At 65.1% G+C, this 21,564-nt stretch carries 18 protein-coding genes; 11 read left to right on the top strand and 7 right to left on the bottom strand.

Annotated elements, in window-relative coordinates:
• The first annotated feature begins 98 nt into the window (after positions 1 to 98).
• From U4Z64_RS01210 to U4Z64_RS01200, 3 genes are all read left to right on the top strand, one after another.
• The gene (locus tag U4Z64_RS01210) at positions 99 to 698 is read left to right on the top strand and encodes a uracil-DNA glycosylase family protein (protein ID WP_321818996.1); all 600 of its coding nucleotides are present in this window, start codon (positions 99 to 101) and stop codon (positions 696 to 698) included.
• A 203-nt stretch (positions 699 to 901) separates the two neighbouring features.
• Complete coding sequence (locus tag U4Z64_RS01205) at positions 902 to 1,843, top strand: helix-turn-helix transcriptional regulator (RefSeq protein WP_044843331.1); 942 nt, start codon at positions 902 to 904, stop codon at positions 1,841 to 1,843.
• Positions 1,844 to 1,972: 129 nt separating this feature from the next.
• A complete protein-coding gene (locus U4Z64_RS01200; RefSeq protein WP_044843330.1) occupies positions 1,973 to 2,671 on the top strand; it encodes a fumarylacetoacetate hydrolase family protein in 699 nt (232 codons plus the stop codon).
• Between the two features lie 116 nt (positions 2,672 to 2,787).
• Here U4Z64_RS01200 and U4Z64_RS01195 read toward each other — a convergent pair whose 3' ends face one another.
• On the bottom strand, positions 2,788 to 3,999 hold the full coding sequence (locus U4Z64_RS01195) for an MFS transporter (RefSeq protein WP_321818995.1): 1,212 nt from the start codon (positions 3,997 to 3,999) through the stop codon (positions 2,788 to 2,790).
• A gap of 386 nt (positions 4,000 to 4,385) precedes the next feature.
• Here U4Z64_RS01195 and U4Z64_RS01190 point away from each other — a divergent pair, with 386 nt between their 5' ends.
• Both U4Z64_RS01190 and U4Z64_RS01185 read left to right on the top strand, forming a co-directional pair.
• Entirely contained in the window at positions 4,386 to 6,407 is a 2,022-nt protein-coding gene (locus tag U4Z64_RS01190) for a hypothetical protein (RefSeq protein ID WP_321818994.1), read from the top strand.
• Positions 6,408 to 6,744: 337 nt separating this feature from the next.
• Positions 6,745 to 7,278, top strand: coding sequence for a hypothetical protein (locus tag U4Z64_RS01185; protein WP_321818993.1), 534 nt, complete (start codon positions 6,745 to 6,747; stop codon positions 7,276 to 7,278).
• A gap of 563 nt (positions 7,279 to 7,841) precedes the next feature.
• Here the strand turns inward: U4Z64_RS01185 and U4Z64_RS01180 are convergent.
• Both U4Z64_RS01180 and U4Z64_RS01175 read right to left on the bottom strand, forming a co-directional pair.
• Entirely contained in the window at positions 7,842 to 8,444 is a 603-nt protein-coding gene (locus U4Z64_RS01180) for a J domain-containing protein (protein WP_321818992.1), read from the bottom strand.
• A gap of 180 nt (positions 8,445 to 8,624) precedes the next feature.
• Entirely contained in the window at positions 8,625 to 9,701 is a 1,077-nt protein-coding gene (locus U4Z64_RS01175) for a helix-turn-helix domain-containing protein (protein WP_321818991.1), read from the bottom strand.
• 490 nt (positions 9,702 to 10,191) lie between these two features.
• Between U4Z64_RS01175 and U4Z64_RS01170 the strand changes: the two genes are divergently transcribed.
• Complete coding sequence (locus U4Z64_RS01170; RefSeq protein WP_321818990.1) at positions 10,192 to 11,160, top strand: GlxA family transcriptional regulator; 969 nt, start codon at positions 10,192 to 10,194, stop codon at positions 11,158 to 11,160.
• 189 nt (positions 11,161 to 11,349) lie between these two features.
• Here the strand turns inward: U4Z64_RS01170 and U4Z64_RS01165 are convergent, their stop codons facing one another.
• A complete protein-coding gene (locus U4Z64_RS01165; protein WP_321818989.1) occupies positions 11,350 to 12,945 on the bottom strand; it encodes a trypsin-like peptidase domain-containing protein in 1,596 nt (531 codons plus the stop codon).
• Between the two features lie 244 nt (positions 12,946 to 13,189).
• Positions 13,190 to 14,065 (bottom strand): LysR family transcriptional regulator, encoded by an 876-nt coding sequence (locus U4Z64_RS01160; protein ID WP_321818988.1) that lies wholly within the window; start codon positions 14,063 to 14,065, stop codon positions 13,190 to 13,192.
• Between the two features lie 141 nt (positions 14,066 to 14,206).
• Here U4Z64_RS01160 and U4Z64_RS01155 point away from each other — a divergent pair, with 141 nt between their 5' ends.
• A complete protein-coding gene (locus U4Z64_RS01155; RefSeq protein WP_124667950.1) occupies positions 14,207 to 15,460 on the top strand; it encodes an MFS transporter in 1,254 nt (417 codons plus the stop codon).
• Positions 15,461 to 15,548: 88 nt separating this feature from the next.
• Here U4Z64_RS01155 and U4Z64_RS01150 read toward each other — a convergent pair whose 3' ends face one another.
• Complete coding sequence (locus U4Z64_RS01150; protein WP_321818987.1) at positions 15,549 to 17,021, bottom strand: PLP-dependent aminotransferase family protein; 1,473 nt, start codon at positions 17,019 to 17,021, stop codon at positions 15,549 to 15,551.
• A gap of 241 nt (positions 17,022 to 17,262) precedes the next feature.
• Between U4Z64_RS01150 and U4Z64_RS01145 the strand changes: the two genes are divergently transcribed.
• Positions 17,263 to 18,462 carry a GNAT family N-acetyltransferase gene (locus U4Z64_RS01145; protein ID WP_124892120.1) on the top strand — a complete coding sequence of 400 codons (1,200 nt, stop codon included), beginning with the start codon at positions 17,263 to 17,265 and terminating at the stop codon, positions 18,460 to 18,462.
• A 21-nt stretch (positions 18,463 to 18,483) separates the two neighbouring features.
• Here U4Z64_RS01145 and U4Z64_RS01140 read toward each other — a convergent pair whose 3' ends face one another.
• Positions 18,484 to 18,966, bottom strand: a complete 483-nt coding sequence (locus U4Z64_RS01140; protein ID WP_321818986.1) for a DUF3331 domain-containing protein — start codon at positions 18,964 to 18,966, stop codon at positions 18,484 to 18,486.
• A 202-nt stretch (positions 18,967 to 19,168) separates the two neighbouring features.
• Between U4Z64_RS01140 and U4Z64_RS01135 the strand changes: the two genes are divergently transcribed.
• The 3 genes from U4Z64_RS01135 (at position 19,169) to U4Z64_RS01125 (ending at position 21,479) form a co-directional block, all read left to right on the top strand.
• On the top strand, positions 19,169 to 19,504 hold the full coding sequence (locus U4Z64_RS01135; RefSeq protein WP_321818985.1) for a hypothetical protein: 336 nt from the start codon (positions 19,169 to 19,171) through the stop codon (positions 19,502 to 19,504).
• Between the two features lie 29 nt (positions 19,505 to 19,533).
• Positions 19,534 to 20,598, top strand: coding sequence for a 2,3-butanediol dehydrogenase (locus U4Z64_RS01130; protein WP_044843313.1), 1,065 nt, complete (start codon positions 19,534 to 19,536; stop codon positions 20,596 to 20,598).
• A gap of 224 nt (positions 20,599 to 20,822) precedes the next feature.
• A complete protein-coding gene (locus tag U4Z64_RS01125; protein ID WP_321795932.1) occupies positions 20,823 to 21,479 on the top strand; it encodes a VC0807 family protein in 657 nt (218 codons plus the stop codon).
• Positions 21,480 to 21,564: the final 85 nt, after the last annotated feature.

Raw genomic sequence — 21,564 nt, 5'->3', positions numbered from 1 at the left:
CCGCGGAATGCCTGACGCGATGCGCCGGTCCGCTCCGGCTCGCCGCGCCGCATGGACGCGTTTGCATCCCGCCGCCAGTCCGTCCCCGTCCAGAATCGATGCCGAAACGAACGCGCACGCCGCTCGACGTGCTGCTCACCGAAATTCGCGCGTGCCGCGCCTGCGAAGCCGACCTGCCGCTCGGCCCGCGCCCCGTCGTGCGCGCCCATCGCGACGCCCGCATCCTGATCGTCGGGCAGGCGCCCGGCGCACGCGTCCATGCGAGCGGCATCCCGTGGGACGATGCCAGCGGCAAGCGGCTGCGCGACTGGCTCGGTGTCGACGCCGACACGTTCTACGACGAGACCCGCTTCGCGATCGTGCCGATGGGTTTCTGCTACCCCGGCCGCGGCGCGAGCGGCGACAACCCGCCGCGTCCTGAATGCGCACCACTGTGGATCGACCGGCTGCTCGCCGAATTGCCGTCGATCCGGCTGACGCTGCTGATCGGCCAGTACGCGCAGCGGCATTTCCTGCGCGACACGCGCAAGGCGAAGCTGACCGACACCGTGCAGGCGTGGCGCGACTACGGCCCCGACGTGCTGCCGCTGCCGCATCCGTCGCCGCGCAACCAGGCATGGTTCAAGCACCATCCGTGGTTCGATGCCGAGGTCGTGCCGGAACTGCGGCGGCGCGTCGCGCCGCTGATCGCCGGCTGACGGAAACCGGCCGCGCCCCTGCTCCCTGTCGCGACGAACCGGAACGACATCGACTTTGTTCGGCCGCCTGATTGCGGTGTCGCCGGGCCGGGCGGAGTGTGTCCCCGCCCGTCCGGCCTGCGCGGATCGGCCCGCGGATTCCGGCCGCGCCCGGTTCGCTGTACCATCGCGGCTCAACCGCGTCACCAACAGCAGAATCCTTCATGCCCTCCACCGCCCCGCCGCGCCTGTACGGGATGCCCGAACGCAGCGATCGGCTCGATTTCTACATCCGCGACCAGGCGTCGCGCCAGGCGATCACCGAGCCGCACCGGCACGCGTATTTCCAGATCCAGTTCAACCTCGGCGGCGACACCGAGCAGCGGATCGGCGGCGTCACGCGGCCGTTTCCGCGCGGCGCGCTCGCGTTCGTGCTGCCGCACCGCGAGCACCTGATTCCGCATCCGGAAGGCGCGCACTTCATCGTCATCAACTTCAGCCAGGCGTTCCTGCGCGCCGATCTCGACGTCGATCCGCTCGATCTCGAGGATGTCCCCGCGCAGCGCTTTCCGGAGCTGACGCCGTTCCGCTTCCAGGAACATCTCGACTTCATCCTGACCGGCGACGCGTTCGACGAGGCGCGGCGCCTCGCGCTGTGCATGCTCGATGCCGACCGCGTGCGCACCTTCGGCTCGACCACGTTGCTGCGCGGCTACCTGCTGCAGCTGATCGGCCTCGTCTGCACGCAGTACGCGGGCGCGCTCGACAAGCTCGCGCAGCGTGGCGCCCAGCGCGCGGGCCGGCGCGACGCCCTCGCTCGCGTGCTGCGCCACGTGCGCGCGAACCTGACCCGCGAGGACCTGACGCTCGCGGCCACCGCCGAGGCCGCGTTCCTGTCGCCGAACTACCTCGCGCACCTGGTGCGCAAGGAAACCGGCAGCACCTTCACCGATCTCGTGACCGAGCGCCGGATCGCGCTCGCGCAGTCGCTGCTCGCGCATACGAGCCGGCGCATCGCCGACATCGCGCGCTCGGTCGGCTTCCGCGACGAAGGGTATTTCGCGCGGCGCTTCCGCGCACGGGTCGGCGTGTCGCCGAAGGCGTACCGGGATGCCAACGCCGCGCTGCCGGACGCCGACGCAGCGCCGACGGCCGGCGACGCGTAGATTTGTCCGGTTAAAGCGCAGTTGCGTCGCATCCCGGCGCGCGTGCGTCGGGTATCGTTCCATGCATGCCGGCCCGCGGCGCATTGCGCGGGCAACGGCATCCGTCTATTCATCGAACGAGGTCATCCGATGTCCGCATACGTCATCGACGCTTCCGAGCGTCCTTCCGTCGAAGTCGAACAGTCGTCCGCGCGCTTTCCGGTGCGCCGCGTGTTCTGCGTCGGCCGCAACTACGCCGACCACGCACGCGAAATGGGCGCCGATCCCGACCGTGAACCGCCGTTCTTTTTCACGAAGCCGGCCGACGCGATCGTCCCGGCCGCCGGCACCGTCCCGTATCCGCCCCTGACTGGCGACCTCCATCATGAAATCGAGCTGGTCGTCGCGATCGGCAAGGACGGCCGGTCGATCGACCCGGCCGATGCGCTGTCGCACGTGTGGGGCTACGGCGTCGGCGTCGACCTCACGCGCCGCGACCTGCAGGCCGAAGCGAAGAAGCTGAGCCGGCCGTGGGACTGGGCGAAGGGCTTCGACGCGTCGGGCCCCGTGACCGCGCTGCGCGCGGCGACCGCGACCGGCCATCCGGCAAGCGGCCGGATCTGGCTCGCGGTCAATGGCGAAACGCGCCAGCAAGGCGATCTCGCCGACATGATCTGGGCCGTGCCGGACGTGATCGCGTACGTGTCGCGCTCGGTCGAGCTGAAGGCCGGCGACCTGATCTTCACCGGCACGCCGGCCGGCGTCGGCGCGCTGCAGCCGGGCGACCGCGTGACGGGTGGTGTCGACGGCATCGCGACGTTCGAGTTCGTGATGGGGGCGAAGCCGTAAGGCATCGTGCGGGCGCATGCGATGCGCAGTCGGTCCGACGGCTGTCGGGTCGCTCCTTGCCGATCCGGGCAGCGATCGCATCGCGCCGGATCGGCGTGCCGATCCTATCCTGTCGATCAAGCGCCCCGTTCGCGGGCGTCGAAGATTCGTACGCACACCGCGGCCGCCAGCGCGATCGCCGTGGACAGCAACATCATGACCAGCGGCGCACGACCGGCGTTGCCGACAGTCAGCACCGCCCCCGTCAACGACGACAGCGCGGCCCCGCCCGCGATCGTCATCGCGCCGGCTAGCCCCGATGCACTGCCGGCCAGTTCCGGCCGCACCGACATCGCGCCTGCATGTGCGCCCGGATTCGACAGCCCGTTGCCGATGCCGATCAGCACGCACGGCCCGAACCATGCGATCGCGTGCGTCGCACCGCCGAACCACAGCGCGAGCGCGATCGCCGGCCCCATGCAAGCGACGATGCGTCCGTACAGGATCGTCGTGGCGAGCGGATAGCGGTGCGCGTAACGCGCGGCCAGAAAGCTGCCGCATACGAAGCCGGCCGTGATCGTCCCCATGTAGAAGCCGATTTCCGCGGGCGAAATGCGGAACACCGTTTGCGCGGCGAGTGGCGCGCCGGCCAGGAACGCGTAGAACGCACCGGTCGAAAACGCCATGCAAAGCGCATAGGCCCAGAAGCGTCGCGCACGCAGCAGCGCGGGATACGCGCGAAGCTGCTGGGCAAGCGTCGTGGCGCGCTTCGTATGGGTCTCCGCGAGATCGAACGCGCACCAGCCGAGCAGCACGATGCCGGCCGCGCCAAGCAGCCAGAAGCTCGGGCGCCAGCCGACTGTCTGATCGAGCACGCCACCGAGCGTCGGGCCGATCATCGGCGCGAACGCGGCCGCCATCGCCGCATAGCCGATCCGGCTCGCCGCACGCGCGCCGCCCCCGGTGTCGCGCAGCGTCGCCATCGACACCGGATAGACCGACGTAATCGCCGCCTGCATCAGCCGGCAGGCAAGGAACCCGCGGATATCGGTCGCCATCGCGCAGCCGAGCGACCCGAGCGTGAAGATGCCGAGGCTCGTCAGCATGATCGGCCTCCGCCCGAACCGGTCCGACAGCGGCCCCATCACGAACTCGAGCGACGCGGCAACCGCCGCGTAGCCGCCGAGCGACAGCGCGACGAGCGCATAGTCGGCGCGCAGGTCGCGCGCGATCGCAGGCAGCGACGGCAGGAACAGGCTCAACGGCAGCACCGAGAACGCGCACAGCAGGATCAGCGTTGCGTGTCGCGGTGCGGCTGGTTCGGAAGCGATCGGCAGGTTTGGATGCAAGCAGGTGCCCTCCGCGCACGCGTCGGGTGGACGTGCGCAATGCAAAAAGACGTTCTTCGTGGATTTCCGGGGGAGGTCGTTTGTCGACCCTGAACTGCCCTTCGGGCCCGCGTACCCTTAACGGCGGCTTCCAAGGGTGGATTCAACCGCCCGACGCGGTCGGCCGTAGCCGACCCTCTGCAGTCTATCGTCACCGAGGGCTTGCGATGGCCGTTCGCAACCCTGGAACGGCCGTTCGCGTGTCGTCTCTGTCAATTCCGCCATTTTTTGTTCTATATCTGACGATCACCTTGAATTCCTACGAACTTGTTGTACCTTTATCCCTAGACCATTGACCTAAACGCTACCCTAACAGTACGGACTCAATAAACCTTTCCGGAGGGTTTATGAAGCTCGCGCTACGCGCTACGTCCATAATTGTGTCGGCGTCAATTGCTATCGCGGGAATAGCGCAACCTGCTTTCTCCGATTCTACATCCTCCCAATCCAATGAAACAAGCGATGGCAAGACTGCTCTATTGCGCGTTACTGTTGTCGACCCCGTCGCACTGCAGAGCGCGAGCTTCGGTGTCGGACAGAAGATTATAGGTGAAGCGGCGATCGAAAAGGCCGAGGCATTTGGTGCGATTAAAAAGTCTACCTTCGCCACATATCTCGCACGAAACAATGTCGTTTCTTTTTGGAAATCCGACCTTGCACAAAAAGGCAGCGATATCTTCAACAACGAGATGCTGCAGAATCTTTCGGCTACCAAGCCTGACGTTGTCAACAAACTAAAGAAAACTTACCCAAAGTTGTTTAATGGTACGTCGTTTAATAACGATCTGCCTTCGCGTACATGGACAACGTCGCCTTTATCCCTAACCAAGACGATACCTCAAGCTGACGGCGGCCGCTCCGTGACGGAACTAACGCTGCTCGAGTCGAATGATCCTCGGGCACAGACACTTACCGCAATCGCGAAACGGAATGGCATGCTCAGCGCTGACGCGAATGCTGCGATCGCGGCTCTGTCGACTCAGCCGCCAGCACCGAGCTCTCCGGTGCATGTCTACTATGTGCGTGTGCCCGCGACAGAGGCGCACGATTGGGTTAGCGCAATTAATAAAGAAGCGGGCGCCAATGCTGCGGTACAGATCACTAATCCACTTGATATTTTTGTCATTCATCCGGCCGAAACCACTCCATCAGCGCAACCCACTCCATTTCAGTTCGCAAAGAAGACCGCATCACATCTAAAATCGATATTCGACCACCCTCCTGTAATGGGGTTCGACAAGCGACCCGTCTTAATCATCCTGGACGACGCATTTCCGTCGCAACAGGCGTGGGAGGATTCGAAGAAATTTTTTTCCGACGCAGTGGATAAAATTTATACGACCTATGCAAGCAAAGATGACTCACAATGGCTGACTCCATTCAAAAACATCCCTGATGCGCAGAATGAGCCAGCTAAAATCGATGCCCCTCGAAATCTCATTGGATGCGAGGCAGGGCTCGCAACCGCAACATGTAAATTTCACGCTAAATCTATAGAACAAGCATTGAGTAATCTACAGACCATCGAGACACCGGATAAGCAACCGGTCCGCGTTGTATGGCTGCCTTTGCTTAACAGTCAAAAAGGTTCGTTTGCGCAGATTGCCAAGGTCTTTCGAATTGCAGAAACAGTAACCGGCATGAATCAGCTTGGATATGGCAATATCAGAAAGTATTCACCAACCGGATTTGCGTGGCTACAAGAGGATCTTAAGAGCCTCCAAGATAATCTCCAAAACAGCTACCCAGATTCGGTTAATGACTGGCGCGCTCCAACGCCAATTTTGGCAGCAGTGACGAATTTCGCTCAATGGTATAGCCACGCCACTACCACGCCCGTTTTTATAAATTTTTCGTGGACATTCGACGCAAAAATCGATGGTCCACGTCCCGAGAGTGGGTTTTACAAGACGGCTCTCATCGTTGCAGCCGGAAATCCATGCACACAAAAAGCAAATTGTAATGGATATACGGAGGACATAAACGGCGTAGGAGACTATGATTTTTTGAGGACATTTATTAGCTACCCCAATCGATATATTTTCGCGGCTAACGTCGATGCTTCTGGCAATGCGACGTGTGCGTCGGCTCAACCCCGACCCCAATCAGGTGTTTTCGCGTTTCCTGGAAACATACCTGGCGACTGTGGCAGTAGTTTTTCCGCACCCCGTGTAGCATGGCTTCTCGCGGCGAGAGAGGCTTACAGAAAACTTGATGCATCCTATAGCGACGAGGTTGGCAAATGGTTTCCATTTGTTTATAAATTGTGGTTCGAAAAAAGAAATATGAAAGCCTGCAAAAATCCCACAGATCTTAGTTGCGCCGTGCTTGATATTGACAGCCTTTTTTCTGACATTGATCCTTTATAAAAATTAGGGGTTTAAAATGAAAAGAATAGTGACTACGGTATGCGCTGCTGGATTCGCATCAGGCCTTTTATCCGGCTGCCCGGATAGGAATAATATAACCACCCTGAACCCAGTTCTTCTATCCCAATGCATTAACTCAGCTCTATTTTCGAAAGACCAAATCGTCTTTATGGGCCCCGTAACATATGACGTAGGTGATGTTTGAAAAAAAAATGGCAGCGGCAGTGACGTAACTTACGATCCAACCTTTTCTTACGCCAGCATCTTAAGTGATGCAACAGGGGTCAAGCCTGAAATTATTACAGGTCAAAAAACCACATGCTCCGCATCGCAAAATATGGAAACAAAAGGAAGCTTTTCTCTTGGTGGAGGCGCCACCATCTTAACGGCCCTTCCAATTTCCGCGAGTGCTGCAGCCGGCTTGGAGAATGGGAAGGTCACGAAGATAACATTTGATAGCATGGAAATCGATCAAGTCAAGATGCCGCAGGACTACATCAATATGTATGCGTCTATTCCATCTGGAAGGCCGGAGCGCACTAACGTCAAAGGTGGAAGTTATTATTGGGCCTATGCTATGGTAAAGGTCACTAACTATGCGGTGACCGCGACGTACACATCGAGCAAAGATGCGACATTGGGAGCAAGCGCGACGATACCCGCGTCTGCTGGGCTATCCGGAAATCTAAACACACAGGTTTCCGTTACCAAAACCGGTCATAACCAATACCAATACTCGGTTCCTGGAACCGTCTATATCGCTGCAATAATGAGACCATTTGGACCAGGCGGACTCCCTCAGTCTGGCTCACAAAGCTATTCCGACGCCAAGGAGATTTACGCAGAATCGATCGGTGAGCGCGGGAGATGAACCTTATGTCGTTCATGTACATCGTGGAGAAGGATCAATTGAGCACGCGTCGCACTCCGACTCGGGTGCACGACTAACTTTTAGATGCCCGCTCGAAGCTTCGCATTCTGTACGAGCGGGCCTACCACCGTCGGCAGCAAGGGTTCTCGTTCACGCGGACAATTCGCATGTAGCCATCCTCTGAGCCGAAACAGCGACGGCACGACCGTCGTGGATAGCTCGCCGAAGGCAACCCATCAATTTGGGCATTCGCGCAAGGCAGTGCAAACCAGCACGCTCTCGCGGGCGCTATAAATTAATGAAAAAAGGACATCTCGCTGCCGGACAAATCTGGTATCTAAATGTCAGCCATGGCTGAAATATGTGCTCGACTCGTCAGTGAGGTTCCGGAGTATTTCGGCCGTCCTAACGACTGATTTCTCCTCTCACTGAATGACAAGTCTTGGACGAATACTGCCCAATTAGCCGTCAATTCATAAAGCAGTCGCTCGAAGAACCTCCCCCGAAGATGCCACCGATCGCGGTCGAGTTCCGCATTCGCAAGCCCGGTCCCCCACCAGCACTCACTGGCGCAGCCCGAACACGCCGTGCCACAGAGCGCTGAAAAAGTCCGTATGCGCGTGTTCGTCACTCCTTCGTGCGTCGCTCTTTGACGCCTGCTCCGATGCCTCCTGTGTCGCCCTCTCGTCGCCTTGCGGCATCTGCTGATCACGCTGCCCGTCCCGCGATGCGTCCGGCTGGCGAGACGCATGCAGCTCGACCACGCTGCCGGCAATGCGCTCGGCGAGTTGAACATCGCAATCACGGCCGAGCAGAACACCGAAGACGACGTCGCGATTGTGCCCTTGCTCGGCGAAGCGCATCGCCAATGCCACGAACCGCGCATATTCCGCTTCGCGCTCTGCCTTCAGGCGTTCCTCTTCTTCGCGAAGCCGTGCATGACGGAGCATTTCCTCTGCGTAAACGGTGTCATAGACGCGGCGCAGCTTCGGGTCCGAGAGAATCGCGTATGCTTCCTTGATCTCCTGAAATCGCGCATGCGCGTCCGCTTCGCACCCGACGTTGCGGTCGGGATGCGCTTTCATCGCTGCTTTCCGGTAGCCGCGCTTGATTTCCTCGTCGGTGGCGTTCTCGCGCACACCGAGCAATTCATACATTGTCGTCATGGTGCGTCGGGATGAAAGTCGGATCGCGTTGATCGTAGCATGTCGCCGCGGCGCCCATCCGTCGGGTTGAGCATTCACCAGGTTCTGAACACCCTGAGTGCAGGTCAGGGGCACCGCCTTCGAGCGGCTATCGAAACACAGCCGCCACCCAGGTTCGTCGCAGTCGACGAGCCAATCCGTTCAACCCTGCCTCTTCGTGAAGCGCTCCCGTTTTGTATCTCCATGCTGGAACAACGGTGCGTACTCGTGCAATTCTCGTGGCGAGATGTCGAAGGCGCGACGGAATGCACGAGTAAAGCTTGATGCATCATTGAAGCCCAACCCCGAGGCAACGTCCTGTACCTCCACATGGGGAAAGCGCACCAGTTCATCGGCCGCCATTCGCAGCCTGCGGTTACGGATATAAGCGGCCAAGCCCCCTTCATGCTCGAATATGCGGTACACGCTGGCGCGTGAGAGATTAAGCGACGCCAACACGCTGTCGGGCGACAGATTCGGATCATGCAGATTTGCCTCGACGTGCCGCCGCACTTGCCCGTATACAGCAGCGCGGACCGCCGCGCGGGCATTGCCGGCAAGACCCGCCTGGCGGCAGAAGGCTGCAACGATCAACTCTACCGCCGTGAGCAAGGACCGATGCGCTTCATCCTTGCTCAGTCCGACGATGGTCTTATTGAGCGCCACCACATGCTCGATCAGCATGCGCGTCAGCGGATCGGTGGCGTGAATCCAGCGGCCATGCAGCGAGGCCGCATCGGGGAATGACTTTTCCACCAGTGCGCGTGGCACAAACAGGAGAAGTATCCGGCTATGAAAACTCCGGATCGTGCACGGCTGATCCATGTCCAGGGCGAGGATACTTGGCACGTGCGGCGCGTCGGACCGTGGTTTGCCGCCCAGGAACTGCCCCGGCGACCCTTCAAGATATATGCTGAACGAGACGTCCCGCACGCTCTCGGTCGAAACCCGACCCAACGATCGCACGGCCAGGTTCGGCCCCGTGCGAAAGTCGAAGATACTCAGATTGTCGATCGTGTAACGGGACATCGATGCATCGAACGTATCCTCGGCTTGCTTCGACGAAGGCAATATGTCGTAGACGGGACTCATGCGCTCTTGCCAGGCCAGCAAGCTTCGACGGGCGTCGCCGTGAACGCTGAAACTGCTGTGCACGATGCCGGGCGCGAGCACCGGCTGCTCCGGCGGCAACAACAGGCGGGCTGGCGGTATCGCAGTGTGTAATGGGTCGTCGTTCAATGCGGCGCTCTTCGCTGATTTTCGTCCGGCTTTGATCTGCCCAGCACTCCTGAACGCCATATCGATCCAATCGCTCGCCCGGAACGCGCTAGTGCAGCATGGGAAGCATACCAGTAGGTGCTTTGCCGTAGCACACGGCGCGTCCCCTCCCGCTTCTTCAGCATCACGCAATCGTTTGCGAATCGCGATTTCACCACCTGCGCGAAGGCGAGCCTGATCGCTCGTGCTTCCGGCAATTCGACCGGGCCCAGCGCATCCGATAGAAGTTCCGATTTTTTGAGACGGAGTGTCAAGCCGACCCGACCGCCCTTTCTAGAATTCTCGGGGCCGCATGTCCGCGGGTGCTTGCCTGTTTCAGGCGGCCATAGGCTGTCGAATCCGGCCACGCGATAGTTGTCGAAGGCCGCCAGTAAGGCATGCGTCAACGGCTTCGAGTTGCAGAGCCCGAAGCGGGCCGCTGCCGGTCAACAACATCCTTGGGGAATCACCGATGGAATCGGAGCACTCCACCATGTCTCGCTCGCGGATGCCCACCGCAGGGGCGCCGACGCGAGTCGACATTGTGCTGTCCAACGGATTTGCACTGCACGACGTCGCGGCGATCATCGAGATTTTTCATAAAGCAAGTGCGCTGACGACAGCTCGTCCGTCCGGCGAGGCGCGCTATGACGTATCGCTGGTGTCCGCTGCCGGCGGCAGAATTGCCGCCTCTTCATCGGTCTTCGTCTGGACGGAAAGCATCGATTCGCGGCAGCGCGTGGAAGGCAAGCAGATCATGTTCGTCGCCGGTGGAGCGGCTGCTGATCCGGCCTGTCGCGACAAGCGGCTGATCGATTGGCTGCGCCGCCAGCATCCACTATGCGAAACCGTTCATCCGATCGCAAACGGAAAGCTTCTTCTGGATGCGGCCGGTCTTCCGAGCGGATTTCGTGCCGCCAACGACACACCCGAGATGCATGCCGCCAGATCGCCTGGCGGCGAGCCTGATGCCATTCGCATTGCGTTGCGCGTGGTCGAAGACGATTTGGGCGGCGAGCTCGCGCGGCAAGTGTCCGGATCTCTGGCGATGCCGGCGCCTGCACCGTCGGATGCGTTCGTTGCGGCGAGCCACGCGCCACGTGTGAGCGAGCAGATCACAGCATCCGCGCGCTGGCTGGAGGCGAACGTCGACCGGCCCGTCTCGATCGATGCCGCGGCGCAAGTCGCGGCCATGAGCGAGCGCAACTTCCTGAGAAGGTTCAAGAGCGAGATCGGCATGACGCCATCCGACTACCTGCAACGCGCGCGCTTGAACATGAGCTGCAGGATGCTGGTGGAATCGAGCTTGCCGGTCGACAAGGTCGCGCGTCGCTGCGGCATCAACAGTGGCGCCCAACTGGCGAGGCTGTTCCGGAAATACCTGTCGACAACGCCGACTGAATATCGCATGCGTAACGATGCGACTGCTGGCATGGCGTGAGTGCAACGTACATCGGCCGACGTGCGCTCGATTCCGGTGCCACGCGTTGCGCGTCGTCGCGATCAGGGGCGCCCATGAAGCGCGTCGCAACCTGTTCGCCGTTTCCGGTCAAGCCGTCGCATGCGCTGCATCGTCTACATGACGAATCGACGGAGCGCCGCCGCTCTTCCCCGCGCCCCCGTCGACACCCTACCGCGCCCGCACCGACACGAACTTGCGTGCGTTCTCGCGCTGAATCAGCACGGCGATCACGCCGCCTTTCGCTTCGAGCGCCTGCACGTCGTCCGGCGTTTCGAGCAGCGTGTCGTTGAGTTCGAGCACGACGTCGCCGGGCCGGATGCCCGCATTCGCGGCCGGCCCGTGCACCGCATCCACCATCATCCCGACCGCGAGCCCGGTCGAACGCCGTTCGGCGTCGCTCAGCGGATGCATCGTCAGCCCGAGCCGATCGCCGGAGTCTGCCGGCCGCGCGGCGGCCATCGCCACGCCGGCGGCACCGGCCGCGCCGACCGTGCCCGCGCTGCCCGCACTGCTGCCCGTCGCGGCCGCGTTGTCGATCGCGTCGCCGGCCCCCGCTCCAGCTCCCGCTCCCGTGACCGTCAGCATCATCGGCGTGCGGTTGCGGATCAGCCGCAGCGGCGCCTTTCCGCCGGGCGGCAACGCGGCGGCCAGGTCGTTCAGCTCGGCCGACCGTCCGATCGGCTTGCCGCCGAACTTCACGATCACGTCACCGGGCTTCACGCCGGCCGCGGCGGCGGGCGAACCGGCATCGACGCCGTTGACGAGCGCGCCCGCCGGACGTGGCAGGCCGAACGCCGCGGCCAGCCCGACGCCGACATCCTGCACGTCGACGCCCAGCGCATTGCCGGACGACGTGCGCTGCGCCGCCTGCGCATTGGCCCGCATCTGCGCCTGCACCTGCGCACGCACCTTGATGGCGAGCGCGATCGGAATCGCGAACGTCGTGCTCGCATAGCGGTCGGCGTCCGTATAGACCTGCACCGCGATGCCGATCACGTCGCCCGCGCGATTGAACACGGGGCCGCCCGAGTTGTCGGGGTTCACCGCGATATCGGTCTGGAAGAACGGAAACGCGCTGCCGTCCGGCAGCGCATGCGACGTCGCGCTGACGATGCCGGCCGTGACCGTGTTGCCGGAGCCGTCCGGCGCGCCGATCGTCATCACCGGTTCGCCGGCACGCACCCGCGACGAATCGCCGATATGCACGACCGGCAGCTTTGTCGCGTCGATGTGCAGCACGGCGACGTCGCTCTGCGGATCGACGGTCAACACCGTCGCCTTCAACTCTCGACGATCGGCCAGTCGCACCGTCACGTCGGTCGCATCGGCGACGACATGCGCGGAAGTCAGGATCACGCCGTCGGCGCCGACGATGAAGCCCGAGCCGATGCCCGCGATCGCGCGCGGCGACGTGTCAGGCGCAGGCGCCTGCGCGCCTTGCGCGGGCGGCAGCGGCGCGCCGCGGCGGAAGAACGCGGCAAGCGGATCGTCGGGATCGAGGTACACGAAGGACGGCCCGCCGGCCTGCTGGTCGGTCGCCGCGGTCATGATGGTCACGATCGCCGGCCCGTAGCGGTCGACGATCGCCGAGAAGTCGACCGGCATCGAGTAAGACCGCGCGGCGGGCCTGTTCTTCATCACCGGTGGCGTGGCGGGCGGCGCGACGGTCCCGGCATCGGCCGGCGGCGACGCCAAAACCAGGGCGAATACGCCCCCGATCAACGCGGTGCGAAGCACGGCGCGAGCAAGCGTCTGGCGAACCACAGTGCACCTCCCCCGGGCAGTCGCAGCGCCGACCCGCGCGAGACGCGCGGACGCCCGACAAGCACCGGTACACCCCTCCATTTATAGTCCACGCCACCTCCGGAACATACGAATCGAAACCCGCATGCCGGGTGATCGGGCAGCGGCGGAACCGCGACAGCGTTCGTTCCGGACAAAGTTCGCGGTTCGTCAATCGGAACATTCCCCCGACGCGGCGGCGAGGCGCGACGCAATGCGTCCCGCGCTACCAGGCCAGCGCCAGAAAATTGCGCACCACCGCCGACGGATCGTCGCGCCGCGACGCAATCGCGAGCCTCGCGCGCAGCCCGTTGCCCGCGACCGGCCGATACACGACGCCCGCGACCTGCACCTGCGTGATCGCCTTCGGCACGATCGACACGCCGAGCCCGGCCGCGACGAGCGTCACCGCCGAAGCGATTTGCGGCGCGGGCTGCGCCATGCGCGGCTGAAAGCCGGCGGCATTGCACGCGGCGACGATGTCGTCGAACAGCGCGCTGCCCGCTTCGCGCGGCACCTGCACGAACGCCTCGTCGGCCAGCTCCGCCAGATCGATCCGACGCCGCTGCGCGAGCCGATGCGCGACCGGCAGCGCGATGAACATCGGCTCCTCGTCCCAGTCCGCAGCCAGCAACGTGTCCGCGATGCGGCGCTCCGGACGCACGATCGCGACGTCGAGCCGCCCGGCCGCCAGCGCGTCGAGCAGCACGCCGGAGGTCGCCTCCAGCAACGTCAGATCCGTATCGGGAAACGCCTCGCGAAAGCGGCGAATCAGGTCCGCCACTTTCGAATTGAAGGCCGCCGTCCCGGTGAACCCGACCCGCAATTGCCCGATCTCCCCGCGCGCCGCCCGTCTTGCCGCCCGCGCCGCGCGCTCCGCGTCGTCGAGCACGCGCCGTGCCTCTTCCGCGAACACCTCTCCGGCCACGGTCAGTTCGGCGCCGCGTGCGGTCCGCTTGAACAACGCCACGCCGAGTTCGTTCTCGAGCGCCTTGATCTGCTGGCTCAGCGGCGGCTGTCCCATGCCGAGCGTTTCCGCGGCCTTCGTGAAGTTGGACGTGGCCGCCACGGCCAGAAAGTATCGGAGATGCCGAAGTTCCATGCGTTGATGTGATCCCGGGGTAGATGGAAGCGGCTTTCGAGCCAGTCGCAAAACGTATCGCTACGGTTCATTTCATATATTGGACATATACATGAGCGTGCGCAAGAATTCGGGCATTCCCTGACCCATCGGGCACCTGTCATGTCCACTCCCGCAATGTCACCCGCCACGAATCGCGCCGCGAACGCCGCGCCGGATGCGCTGCCTGCCGGCGTGTCGCCGCGCTCGGCAGCCTACAAGCGCATCGCGCTCGCGCTGTTCCTCGCCGGCTTTTCCACCTTCTCGCTGCTGTACTGCGTGCAGCCGCTGCTGCCCGCGTTCGCACGCGAGTTCAACATCGGCGCGGCGTCGAGCTCGCTGTCCCTGTCGCTGTCGACCGGGCTGCTGGCGGTTTCCATCCTGTGCGCCGGCGCGCTGTCCGAACGCGTCGGACGACGCGGGCTGATGTTCGCGTCGATGACGCTGGCCGCGCTGTTCAACCTGCTCGCCGCGATTTCGCCGAACTGGAACCTGCTGCTGCTCTGGCGCGCGCTCGAAGGGTTCGCGCTCGGCGGCGTTCCGGCGGTGGCGATGGCCTATCTCGCCGAGGAAATCGCCGCCGACGGGCTGGGCCTGGCGATGGGGCTTTACGTCGGCGGCACCGCGTTCGGCGGCATGATCGGGCGGATCGGGATGAGCGCGCTCGAAGAGTATTTCTCGTGGCGCACCGCGATGCTGACGATCGGCGTGGTCGACCTCGTCGCGGCGGTCGCGTTCGTGATGCTGCTGCCGCAGTCGCGACGCTTCGTGAAGCGCACCGACCTGACGCTGCGTCACCATCTGCGGCTGTGGAACGCGCAGCTGCATCACGCGCGGCTGCCGTTCGTGTTCGCGATCGGCTTCCTCGTGATGGGCGCGTTCGTGACCGTCTACAACTACGCCGGGTTCCGGCTGACGGCCGCGCCGTTCAACCTGAGTGCGACCGCCTGCGGGCTGATTTTCGGCGCGTACCTGTTCGGGATGGTGTCTTCGTCGAGCGCCGGTGCGCTCGCCGATCGTCTCGGGCGCGCGCCCGTCCTCGTCAGCGGCATGCTCGTGTTCGCGGCCGGCCTCGCGCTGACGCTGTCGCATTCGCTCGTCGCGATCATCGTCGGGATCGTGCTGATCACGATCGGCTTCTTCGTCGCCCATGCGGTCGCGAGCGGCTGGGTCGGGCATCTCGCCGGTTCCGCGAAGGGGCACGCCGCGTCGCTCTACCTGCTGGCCTATTACCTCGGGTCGAGCGTGCTGGGCTCGATAGGCGGCTCGTTCTGGCAACACGGTGCGTGGAGCGCGGTCGTCGCGTATGTCGCGGTGCTGCTCGTGCTCGGCCTTGCAGCGGCGCACCGGATCATGCGCGCGGAACGCGTGCGGTAAGCGCCGGCTCGCCCGCTGCGCCTCCCGGCGATTTGCGGCGGATCTGTGGCGGATTTGTGGCAGAGATTCGCGGCGATGCGACTGCGCCTCACTCGCCCGCGACCCGATGCGCGATCGTCGACAGCGTCCGCAGCATCGGCGCGAACGCATCGGCCGACGTATTGCCGAACCCGAGCACGAGCCCGTTGGCCGGCGACGTCGCGTGAATCGAGAACCCCGACAGCGGGAACGGCCCGATCCCGTGCGCGCGCGCCGCTTCGACGATCGCGCGGTCGCGATAACGGGCCGGCAGCCGCAACGCCAGATGCAGCCCGCACGGCCCGCCCTCGACCTGATGCGGCACGGTGAACGCGTCGTCCAGCGCGGCGAGCAGCGAGCGCCGCCGGTCGCGATACAGCCGTCGCATCCGCCCGAGATGGCGCCCGTACTCCCCCGTCTCGATGAAATCGGCGAGCGCGAGCTGCACGTGGCGCGTCCCGCCGCGCAGCATCTCCGGCAACGCTGGCCGCACTGCGGCGAGCAGCGCGTCGGGCAACACGAGAAAGCCGATCCGCAAGGCCGGAAACATCGTCTTGCTGAACGAGCCGAGATAGACGACCGGCGAATCGGCCGCGAGCCCGTGCAACGCGCCGATCGGCTCGCCGGTATGCCGAAACTCGCTGTCGTAATCGTCCTCGATGATCCACGCGCGATGCCGGCGTGCGGCGTCGATGAGCGCGAGCCGGCGCGAGATCGACAGCACCGCGCCGGTCGGGAACTGGTTCGACGGCGTGGTGTAGACGAGCCGGGGCGTCCGTTCGCGCCAGTCCGTGTCTGCCGCGCGCAGCCCCTCCGCGTCGACCGGCATCGGCACGACGTCGAGATCGGCCGCCTGCATCGCGGTGCGCGCACCGCGATAGCCGGGCTCCTCGACCCAGACCGTGTCGCCGGGGTTCGTCAGCAACTGCGCGCACAGCGCGATCGCGCCCTGCGCGCCTTCGGTGATCACGATCTGCTCCGGATCGCAGCGCACGCCGCGCGTCACGGCCAGGTGGCGCGCGATCGACTCGCGCAGCGCGCGTTCGCCGAGCGGGTCGCCATACGCGAGCAGGTCGCGGCCGGCGCGGCGCAGCGCGCGGTCGATCGCATGCCGCCACGCATCCACCGGGAAATGCGACAGCGCGGGCACGCCCGGCCGGAAGCCTTCCGACTCGCCGGCGCCGATCAGGCTCGGGCGAATCCGGCCGAGCCGCTGCGCGACGGCCGGCGGTGCGACCCGCCGGCGCGGCGTGGCCGGCCGCGACAGGCCGACCACGCGCGTGCCGCGGCGATCGGATTGCAGGAAGCCTTCGGCGACGAGTTGCTCGTAGACGGCCGCCGTCGTGTTGCGCGACACGCCGAGCGTCTCGGCCAGCGCGCGCGTGCCGGGCAGCCGCGTGCCGGCCGGCATTGCACCGCCGAGAATCGCGTCGCGCACGCGGCGCAGCAGTTGCCGCTGCAACGAAGGCGCGCCGGCCGTGCGCGCGAGCGGCGCGTCGAGCGGCAACAGCGGTGCGTCGCCGGAAGGAAAAGCAGTCGTCATCGGGATATCGCAGTGTGGAAGCCTCGGGGCATCGCGCGTCGAGCGCGGCGCCGGCATGGCACCGGCGCGGCGCGTTCATGGCGCGTTCATGGCGCGTTCGTGGCGCGTTCGTGGCACCTCGGCAGCACCTTCGTGGCACCATAAATTTGCTGTCGGCTGGCGCTTCTCATGGTACCTCGCCGGGACTACGATCGTCTGCATGCCGGCATGTCGCCGGCCGCCAACCGAAGCGAGATCGACCTTGTCCACGCTCACCAACGACTTCCAGCAGCCCATCGGCCACCCCGTTCCCGACTGGTCCGCGCGCCCTCGCCCGGAGCGCATCGTGCTCGAGGGCCGCTACTGCCGCCTCGAACCGCTCGACGCCGACCGCCATGCCGCCGACCTGTACGCCGCGTACGCGCAGGCGCCGGACGGCAGCGACTGGACCTATCTCGCGCACGGGCCGTACGCCGACGAGTCGAGCTACCGCGACTACGCGCGCGGCGCGGCGGCCAGCGCCGATCCGCTGCACTACACGGTGATCGACCGCGCGACGAACCGCGCGGTCGGCACGCTCGCGCTGATGCGCATCGACCCGGCCAACGGCGTGATCGAGGTCGGTTCCGTCACCTTCTCGCCGCTGCTGAAGCGCACGCCGATTTCGACCGAAGCGCAGTACCTGCTGATGAAGTACGCGTTCGACACGCTCGGCTACCGGCGCTACGAATGGAAGTGCGACGACCTCAACGAACCGTCGCGCAAGGCGGCCGCGCGGCTCGGCTTCCGTTACGAAGGCACGTTCCGGCAGGCGATCATCTACAAGGGCCGCAACCGCGACACGGCATGGTTCTCGATCGTCGACGGCGAATGGCCGGACGTGCGCGCCGCGTTCGAAGCCTGGCTCGCGCCGGAGAACTTCGACGCCAGCGGTACGCAGCGCGAGACGCTCGTCGCGATCCGCCACGCGCGGGCGCGTGCGCGCGACGCGGCCGGCCGCGCGAACGACGCGACGCGCGTCACGGTCCGGCCGCTCGTGGCCGCCGACGAAGCCGCGTGGCGCCCGCTGTGGCAGGGCTACCAGACTTTCTACGAGACCGCGCTGAGCGACGCCGTGTTCGCGACGACATGGGCGCGCCTGATGGATCCCGCCGAACCGATGTTCGCGCTCGGCGCCTTCGACGCGTCGGGTACGCTGGTCGGCATCGTGCACGCGATCTATCACCGCTCGTGCTGGACCGAAGGGCCGTACTGCTATCTGCAGGACCTGTTCACGGCCGCGGACGCCCGCGGGCAAGGCGCGGGCGGCGCACTGATCGAAGCCGTGTACGAGCGGGCCCGCGAAGCCGGCGCAAGCCGCGTGTACTGGCTCACGCACGAAACCAACACGACCGCCCGCGCGCTGTACGACAAGCTCGCGAACAACGCGGGGTTCATCCAGTACCGGAAGGATCTCAAGTAACGCGAGAGTGCAACTGGTCGCTCAGCCCGGGGCATCGACCGGATCCGTCGCCTCGCCGCGGGCTGGTGCCGCGCGACACGCGGCGCCAGCCGCAGGCGGCACCGACGCGGGGTGGATCATCTCGTCGCCGTTGACCGGCACCGGCCGCCGCACCGGCCGGTACACCGGTTCGCCCGGCTCGATCGCCTGCCCGGAGATCGCGCAGCGGCCCGCCTGCAACGCGACGCGCAAGCGCCAGCGTTGCTCGCCGTAATGGCAGCGCCCGCTTTCGCTCCAGCGCACCAGCAGGCCGTCGTCGCCCGCTTCCAGAACCGACACGAACAGTTGCGGCCGCAACGGTGAAACGCCCGGTGCGACAGGCTCCGAAGACGGCACGCGATCGGCACGCTCCGATGGCCGGGCCATCCTGACGTCTGCCGGTAACGGCATCGCGTCCCGCTCGTCGGCTACCAGCATGTGGTACGACACGTACTCGCAGATGGGGCATTCGATAACGTTTGGCATGCTTGACGACATTCCGTGAAGATTGAGACGAGCCGCGCTCGGCCGTTCGCACGGCAGCAACGACCGATTCGGTCATGCCCCCGCTTCCGGTGCAACCACCATGCACGCATGGCGATCGGACATTGCCGCAGATGATACAAATTGAAGTTAACTTCAAGTAAAGGGGAAACATGCGCAACGATGCGTTTCGCTGATCGCCACAATGGACCGCAACGACCGCGGCTACGGCTATGGCGACCCCGACCGAACCGCGCGTCTCGCGTTTCGTCTCAAACGGCTGAGACGAATGTCCCGGCGTCTCACCTACCGCGCCCCGTCGCAATCGCAGCAAATTTCGCATGTGATTCGCTCGGTTCCGGCTGATGTCAACGCAAGGCGGCCTGCTGCATCGCACACCGCCCGCCCGACGCCTTCGCCACCCGAGCGCCGATTCAAGCTGGCCCCGTTCCTGCATGTCGGTCGCTCGCGCAATCGCGCGACGGACGAACCGGCCCTTGGCCGCGCGTCCGACGACAACCTGACGGAGACAGCAACGTGAGTACACCGGCATCGAACCCCGCTCCCAGCATGAAGGCCGCCGTCTGGCATGGCCGCCACGACATCCGCGTCGAAGAAGTTCCCGTTCCGGCGCATCCGCCGGCCGGCTGGGTCCAGATCCGCGTGCACTGGTGCGGGATCTGCGGCTCCGACCTGCACGAGTACGTCGCCGGGCCCGTGTTCATTCCCGTCGACGCACCGCACCCGCTGACGGGCCTGAAGGGCCAGTGCATCCTCGGCCACGAGTTCAGCGGCGAGATCGCGGCGCTCGGCGCGGGCGTGACGGGCTTCGCGGTCGGCGAGCGCGTGACGGCCGACGCGTGCCAGCATTGCGGCACCTGCTGGTATTGCCGGCACGGGCTGTACAACATCTGCGAGAACCTCGCGTTCACCGGGCTGATGAACAACGGCGCGTTCGCCGAATTCGTGAACGTGCCGGCCGAGCTGCTGTACAAGCTGCCCGACAACTTCCCGACGGAGGCCGGCGCGCTGATCGAGCCGCTCGCGGTCGGGCTGCATGCGGTGAAGAAGGCCGGCAACATCGTCGGCCAGACCGTCGTCGTGGTCGGCGCCGGCACGATCGGCCTGTGCACGATCATGTGCGCGAAGGCCGCGGGCGCCGGACGCGTGATCGCGCTGGAAATGTCGGCCGCGCGCAAGCAGAAGGCGCTGGAGGTCGGCGCGACGGTCGTGATCGATCCGAAGGCGTCCGACGCGGTCGCGGAAGTCAAGGCGCTGACGGGCGGCTACGGCGCCGACGTGTCGTTCGAGTGCATCGGGCACACGGCCACCGCGCAGCTCGCGATCGACGTGATCCGCAAGGCCGGCAAGTCGGTGATGGTCGGCATCTTCGAGGAGCCGACCTCGTTCAACTTCTTCGACATCGTGTCGACCGAGAAGGAAGTGATCGGCTCGCTCGCGTACAACGGCGAATTCGCGGACGTGATCCGCTTCATCGCGGACGGCCGCATCGACGTGCAGCCGCTGATCACCGGCCGGATCACGCTCGGCGACATCGTCACGCACGGCTTCGAGGAGCTGGTCAACCACAAGGACCGGAACGTGAAGATCATCGTCCAGCCCGCGGCCGCCTGACGAACCGTTGACAGGACGATGACGGCCGCGCGGCGGCCGGAAGCGGCACCGAACGGTCCCGGGGCGGCCCCGGTGCATCCCGGGCGCGGCCCGCCGCCGGCCGCCGCGTGTTGCTGCCCGTTTTCGGTGCGTGCACAACCGCGGCGGGTGCGGCGCGCGGGGTCGGACTTCGATATACTCGAAGCGACATCAACGCCCCGCGCGCCACCCGCGCGCTCGCTTCCGTGAAACCACGAGCCGGCCTGATCCTCGAACTCTTCGTCAACCTGCTGCTGCCTTGGGTCGCATACCGGGTCGCGCATCCGTATTTCGGCGAAACCGGCGCGCTGTACGCGTCGGCGATTCCGCCCATCGTCTGGTCCGTCGTCGAATTCATCCGCTCGCGCCGCATCGATGCGGTGGCCGCCATCGTGCTGCTCGGTATCGCGCTGTCGATCGCCGGCATGGCGCTCGGCGGCAGCGCGCGCACGCTGCTGATGCGCGAATCGCTCGCGTCCGGCACGATCGGCGTCGTGTTCCTGCTGTCGTTGTTCCGCGATCGTCCGCTGATCTTCTACCTCGCGCGCGCGACGGTGGCCCGCGAGATGGCCGGCGGCGCCGCGCGTTTCGAGACGGTCTGGGCCGAGCAGCCGGGGCTGCGCCAGATGCTGCGCCTGATGACCTTCGTGTGGGGCGCCTGCATGACGCTGGAGATGCTGCTGCGCCTGTGGATGGTCGTCACCTGGCCGGTCGAGCGCGTGCTCGTCGTGTCGCCGATCATGGGCTACACGGTGTTCGGCACGCTGCTGCTGTGGACCTTCTGGTACCGGCGGCGGATGCGCGAGCGCAACAGCGTCGACATCCCGACCCGCGACGGCGTCACCGAGATCGCCGGCCGCTGAGCGCCCGCCCCGTCCGCCCCGCGCGGCCGGCCCGGCGGCCGTCACGGCCGCTGGGGTATGATGCGCGGCTCTCGTTCGCCCCCTG

The sequence above is a fragment of the Burkholderia sp. BCC1996 genome (assembly GCF_905339955.1).
Lineage (GTDB): Bacteria > Pseudomonadota > Gammaproteobacteria > Burkholderiales > Burkholderiaceae > Burkholderia.
This window is presented reverse-complemented; position numbering and strand designations above follow the sequence as displayed.

Excerpts from the sequence above, each read along its gene's own strand:
- U4Z64_RS01210 (WP_321818996.1), top strand. The coding sequence starts at position 99 with ATGCCGAAACGAACGCGCACGCCGCTCGACGTGCTGCTCACCGAAATT.
- U4Z64_RS01170 (WP_321818990.1), top strand. The coding sequence starts at position 10,192 with ATGGAATCGGAGCACTCCACCATGTCTCGCTCGCGGATGCCCACCGCA.
- U4Z64_RS01155 (WP_124667950.1), top strand. The coding sequence starts at position 14,207 with ATGTCCACTCCCGCAATGTCACCCGCCACGAATCGCGCCGCGAACGCC.
- U4Z64_RS01190 (WP_321818994.1), top strand. The coding sequence starts at position 4,386 with ATGAAGCTCGCGCTACGCGCTACGTCCATAATTGTGTCGGCGTCAATT.
- U4Z64_RS01180 (WP_321818992.1), bottom strand. The coding sequence starts at position 8,444 with ATGACGACAATGTATGAATTGCTCGGTGTGCGCGAGAACGCCACCGAC.
- U4Z64_RS01200 (WP_044843330.1), top strand. The coding sequence starts at position 1,973 with ATGTCCGCATACGTCATCGACGCTTCCGAGCGTCCTTCCGTCGAAGTC.
- U4Z64_RS01130 (WP_044843313.1), top strand. The coding sequence starts at position 19,534 with ATGAAGGCCGCCGTCTGGCATGGCCGCCACGACATCCGCGTCGAAGAA.
- U4Z64_RS01185 (WP_321818993.1), top strand. The coding sequence starts at position 6,745 with ATGGAAACAAAAGGAAGCTTTTCTCTTGGTGGAGGCGCCACCATCTTA.
- U4Z64_RS01160 (WP_321818988.1), bottom strand. The coding sequence starts at position 14,065 with ATGGAACTTCGGCATCTCCGATACTTTCTGGCCGTGGCGGCCACGTCC.
- U4Z64_RS01140 (WP_321818986.1), bottom strand. The coding sequence starts at position 18,966 with ATGCCAAACGTTATCGAATGCCCCATCTGCGAGTACGTGTCGTACCAC.
- U4Z64_RS01135 (WP_321818985.1), top strand. The coding sequence starts at position 19,169 with ATGGACCGCAACGACCGCGGCTACGGCTATGGCGACCCCGACCGAACC.
- U4Z64_RS01205 (WP_044843331.1), top strand. The coding sequence starts at position 902 with ATGCCCTCCACCGCCCCGCCGCGCCTGTACGGGATGCCCGAACGCAGC.
- U4Z64_RS01150 (WP_321818987.1), bottom strand. The coding sequence starts at position 17,021 with ATGACGACTGCTTTTCCTTCCGGCGACGCACCGCTGTTGCCGCTCGAC.